4 protein-coding genes and 4 pseudogenes are annotated in these 4,680 nt (G+C 56.7%); 2 read left to right on the top strand and 6 right to left on the bottom strand.

All coding sequences use genetic code 11. The features are described from left to right. Nucleotides 1-595: pseudogene (locus tag AN233_RS17940) on the top strand (site-specific integrase); the annotation flags it as partial. 9 nt (nucleotides 596-604) lie between these two features. Here the strand turns inward: AN233_RS17940 and AN233_RS18380 are convergent. The 3 genes and pseudogenes from AN233_RS18380 to AN233_RS05955 all read right to left on the bottom strand — a co-directional run bounded on the left by AN233_RS18380 (nucleotide 605) and on the right by AN233_RS05955 (nucleotide 2,078). Next, nucleotides 605-721, bottom strand: a complete 117-nt coding sequence (locus AN233_RS18380) for a DUF6293 family protein (protein ID WP_379765143.1) — start codon at nucleotides 719-721, stop codon at nucleotides 605-607. Nucleotides 722-727: 6 nt separating this feature from the next. After that, nucleotides 728-1,008, bottom strand: a pseudogene (locus tag AN233_RS18375) (IS6 family transposase); the annotation flags it as partial. A gap of 290 nt (nucleotides 1,009-1,298) precedes the next feature. Continuing rightward, the gene (locus AN233_RS05955) at nucleotides 1,299-2,078 is read right to left on the bottom strand and encodes a hypothetical protein (RefSeq protein WP_058365910.1); all 780 of its coding nucleotides are present in this window, start codon (nucleotides 2,076-2,078) and stop codon (nucleotides 1,299-1,301) included. Nucleotides 2,079-2,180: 102 nt separating this feature from the next. Here AN233_RS05955 and AN233_RS05950 point away from each other — a divergent pair, with 102 nt between their 5' ends. Continuing rightward, the gene (locus AN233_RS05950) at nucleotides 2,181-2,591 is read left to right on the top strand and encodes a CopG family ribbon-helix-helix protein (protein WP_058365909.1); all 411 of its coding nucleotides are present in this window, start codon (nucleotides 2,181-2,183) and stop codon (nucleotides 2,589-2,591) included. Here the strand turns inward: AN233_RS05950 and AN233_RS16350 are convergent. The 3 genes and pseudogenes from AN233_RS16350 to AN233_RS17935 all read right to left on the bottom strand — a co-directional run. Beyond that, nucleotides 2,592-2,972, bottom strand: a pseudogene (locus AN233_RS16350) (cation transporter dimerization domain-containing protein); the annotation flags it as partial. 66 nt (nucleotides 2,973-3,038) lie between these two features. Then, nucleotides 3,039-3,869, bottom strand: a pseudogene (locus AN233_RS05940) (IS5 family transposase). Between the two features lie 102 nt (nucleotides 3,870-3,971). Further along, nucleotides 3,972-4,680: cytochrome c oxidase subunit 3 (locus AN233_RS17935; protein ID WP_245626024.1), on the bottom strand; the 709-nt coding region annotated here is incomplete at its 5' end.

Below are 4,680 nucleotides of genomic sequence, written 5' to 3'. Positions count from 1 at the left end.
CGACCCACGCCGGCGCGGCGTCCGGTGGGAGGAAATTTCGCTCGACGACGGTAGTATGGATGTCTACCGGAAGAAGCAGCAATGGGACGCCGCCAGTCTCCCCGACCCAGTAATCTCTCCACTGCGGAGCTATCGAAGGCTGATGGACCCACCGACGGAACGCTGGCCGGTGTTCCCGACGTTCGACCAACGGACGCTCGCAGGACTCATCCAGGATGAGCTAGCCGAACGAGGGGAACTCCCGGAAGCAATTACTGAGCGCCGTGAAGAATACGCTCGCGATCTACTGCTGGCGCTCGATGAGGACATTCGGCCGCCGTCGATTACGACGGACGGCGCACGGACGATTCTCCAACGGCTCTCGGAGGCCGCAGAGGTCGATATCGACCACCCGAAACACGATTATCTCGCGCCCCACGGTGGTCGACGTGGAATGGGCGAGGTACTTGTCCGCGCGTTTGGGTACACGGTGGCGGCCCGGTATCTCGATAACTCCGAAGAGATGGTTCGAGAACGGTATTCACATATCGAGGCAGGGGAGTTAGGTGATGTTGCTACAGAAGCTCTGGAAGAGGTCGATTCGACTGAGCGCTAACTATACTAATCACTTTTCGATGAGATGCCTAAACGCGGAGAGTGTATTTTTCCCCTCCTCGGTAAGATCTACGTCCGTCCTTCGCCCCACGTCTTTGGTTTCAACGAAGCCCTTCTCGGTTATCATTCAGTGGATCACAGTCTCGTCGACCGCAACGTGATCCGGATTTACCCCATCGAGCGACTGGAGATCTGTCTTCAGTACCCAGTTGTGGATGGTTGACGGACAACGGTTGACCTCACCGTATGTTGTATAAAAACAATTTCCTATATTCACTTAAGCTAAATAGGGCACATACCGAGCTTCATCGCAGGTTTGGGTATTGCCTCGCGCTCCAGAAAATCTAACTCGAAGCAGTCGCTATCTCCTCGAGGCGTGCGATTTCGAGGAACCCGTAATCTCGGCAGGTTCATCATGGAAGACAGGGCTAACCAGCTGGATGAGAAACGTCGGTGCGAGGAACGTCGAAAGGAGTACTGTCACGTCTACAGCTCTGTTCGCGACGATCACCACGCGCAGTATTAGGAGGATCCACTCAGGGGCAACCCCGGAGCTCTCCTGTGCTTTCTCAAGTGTCTTTCGGACATCCACTCTTCGTATCACTTTCCGGAATTTCACTGCCAATTCTTTGGTGGACAGTGTCCGACCGACCGTCTACATAACCCTGCGATAGGCGCATCGTGGAAGTATAGATTCAGTCCTTTCAAAAGACCCCGAGGATGAACCCGATCCCCATCACGATGAGGATCGCTGCCGTAAATGTAGGGAGGTACTCGACATATCCTTCGAGCCGCTCTTCGTACCGCTCATAGCCGGCCACAAGCAGGAGAGTCACTCCGACGAGGGAGACGATGACGGCGAGCGAGTAGAGAAGCATCAACTCGAGACAGTATGCCGAGCCGGTACAGATGGCAATAATGTCAAACTCTTCGTTGTGTGTGAAGCCAAGCGCAAACGCGAGTGCAACCATCCCGTAGAGGCCACGCTCGGGCGTTTCGTCGACGCGACCGTGCGAGTGGTCGTGGCTGGACTCACCGACGAATGGGAGGGCGCGTCGAATGCGAGCCCCCCACGTGGACGTCTCTTCAGTGCGATGTGTGTGCTCGTGGTCGTCCGCGTGATCATGGGCGTGCTTATCTTCCTCTTCTTCTCCGTCGTGATTAAATCCAGTACCGTGGTCATGCCCGTTGAAATACTGCCAGATTCCGAGCCCGATAAGTAGCGCGCCCGCCACGTAATTCATCCAGCTGAGTTGTGTGAGCCCGAAGTACGAAAGCGCCCAGAAGTAGACCACCACCATCGCTATACTACTGATGAGGTGGCCGATCCCGAGGATGAGACTCGATGCAGCGCCGTAGAACCACTTGTTCGGTTTGTCGAGTGCATAGCTCGCCGCGATTGCCCACCCGTGGCCCGGGGCGAGCCCGTGAGAGAGCCCGAGCACACTCGCCCCGAGTGCAAGACCAAGTACTCCAGTCACCATATAGAAGAATACGAGACTGACGGACTGATAGGGGTTGTTATGGCCGATTCGGGGATCCCGTAATAATGAGTTTCATAGGCGTCCCCGGCTAACATTCCCTTAATGCGAACCAGCCTGAATATTCCCGGAGAAATTCTCGAGTCGTTCGACGAAACGTGGCAAGACGAAGGACTCGAATCGCGCTCGCGTGCTGTTCGGGAGGCGATCCAAGAGTATATAGAGCGTCATACCACCCTCGAAGGGCTTGACGGGACCGCAGTCGCTGCGCTCGCCTTCGACTACGAGCACACGCTCGTCATCGGGGATCTCCACACTGTCCAACACGAGTTTGATGATATCATCGGGACGACTCAGCATATGCATCATGGCGAGTGGTGTCTCGAAACAATCTTCTGTGAGGGGTCAGCTGGACGGATTCGCGAACTCGTCTACCAGCTTCGCGATTTCGACGCTGTGGGGAGAGTCAACGTAATGTTCCTTCAGCCGGACCACGATAATCAGACGGCCGACTGATTACACACCAGGAGTGTGGCGTATCTCTGTATTCGTGCGTTGGTCGTGGAGCTGGTCTCCGGATCCGTCAGACTCGACGGGTGAGCCGTCCTCGTCGGCGTCCTTCCACTCGTCCGTTCCTGCCGGATCAAGATGGACGTGTGCGTCGCCGACGGCGGGGAGATCTCGAAGCCTGTCGATAAGCACTGTTTCGATTTCGTGGGCAGTGCGAAGTGTGTAGTCTCCGGGAACCTCGACGTGGAGTTCAACTTCGAGATTAGCCCCCATATAGTAGACGGCAGTGTCGTGGACACCTTCGACGGCAGGGTGTTCACGAACGCAGTCTTCGACGCACTGTTGGACGCCGGCTGGCGGGGCTGCGCCAGACAGATACGTGACGTTCGCCCAGCAGATGACGGTCGTGTTAACTTAGACAGGCTGTGTTGAATCGCTGTAAGGCGTAGTGATTCACTGTTTAACGAAGCGCTTGATGTTATAGACGACACACATCAGAGCGATTTCTCGGAACTCACGAAACTACGTCTGCGCTCGCACGGCGAAGCCGAGCGAGCGCTTCACAGCCGAGTTCACGGTTTCGGTCATAGAGCGCTGATTGTAGCTGTTATCGTCAATTCTGGCGTTGTGTGCGTGGTCGTACGGAGCGAAGATACGGTGCTTGATCAGCGGTCTGATCCCGAGGTCGCGTAATCCTTCACGAAGCGATTGCTTGTCATAGCCTTTATCGGCCGCAAGAGACCGCAGATCGCCCGCGTTCCGGCGGGCGATCTGCTCAGCAAGGTCTGCGTCGCTTCCTTCCCGGTTCGTTGAGCAGTGAACGTCAAGGACGGCTTAAGACGCTGTATCGACTAATTTCGTGACTTTGAGCTTTTGAACGCGGTAGCTAATTCGCTGGCAGTAGTGGCGGCTCGCTGCTGAGCGTTCGTAGAACGTGGCGTCGATCGCGGCGTGTTCAGAGAGATCGTGCAGCTGCGCCGACTGGCGCAGCAGCACTCGACACACGCTCATACTGATCCGGTCGAACGCCTTACACAACGTGGACGGCGCTGGGAGATCGGCCGCGTTGAGGCCGATCTCTCCGGTTATTTGTGGCATTTCTTTGAGCAGGTCGATCGTAATGCGGTACGATGAATCGAGGTAAATCCGCAGACAGTGAAGGGAAACGAGTGCATAGTCGGCGAATCCGCCGCCGCCTTCCGGGGCGGCAGATTCGCCTCCATCGCCAGTAACTCTTTGAGCAACCGGCACAACTTCCCCGATGAAGCGGGAGATTTGTGTCACAGGCAACCGGATCTTCCCGCTTCAACTCCTTTGATTTAGTGGCCTACCCCGCTGCTGTATGGTGATTCAACACAGTCAAATACGGTGACTCCGCCGCTGTCCTCAGAAGAGGTAGAACAGCGGGAAGATGAACACCCAGACGATGTCGACGAAGTGCCAGTAGAGGCCGAAGTACTCGATCGGCCGCTCGTCCTCTAAGTAGTGCCCCTGATACGCCCTGACGAACAGGAAGATGGCGATCACGAGGCCGATAACTACGTGGATCCCGTGGAGCCCCGTCGTCACGTAATAGATCGACGCCTGGATTGGGTCACCGTGGGCGTTCGCCGAAATCGTCACGCCCCGCTCGAAGATCTCTTTGTTCCACTCCCAGAGCTTGATACCCAGGAATGTGAACCCAAGCACTATCGTTGCGCCGAGTGACGCAAGCAGGCCCTGCCGGCTCTTCCGGCGAGCAGCGACCAGCGCCAAGATCACGGTGAACGATGAGGTGAGCAGCACGAACGTGTTGATCAGTCCCGGTAGTGGTTCGGCCAGTGGCTCCCACGTCATCCAGCCGGCGTTGTACCGGACGAAGATGGCCGCGGAGAGGAACGCGCCAAAGACGATCACGTCCGACGCGATGAAGAACCACATCCCCAGCTTGACTTTCTCGACACCTTCGAACGGCCACCGTTCGGCGAACTCGGTCGGTGGGGCATAGAAGTCCTCGAGGCTCCACTTCACCCCGGTCCAGACGAGTCCGACCAATCCGACAACGATGAGTATCGGGTATACCGGATTCGAGATCGTCACGCTCGTCGATGCGAGC

Source organism: Haloparvum sedimenti, assembly GCF_001462205.1.
Taxonomy (GTDB): domain Archaea; phylum Halobacteriota; class Halobacteria; order Halobacteriales; family Haloferacaceae; genus Haloparvum; species Haloparvum sedimenti.
The sequence above is the reverse complement of the archived record's forward strand: the minus strand, read 5'-3'. Positions and strand labels throughout refer to the sequence as shown.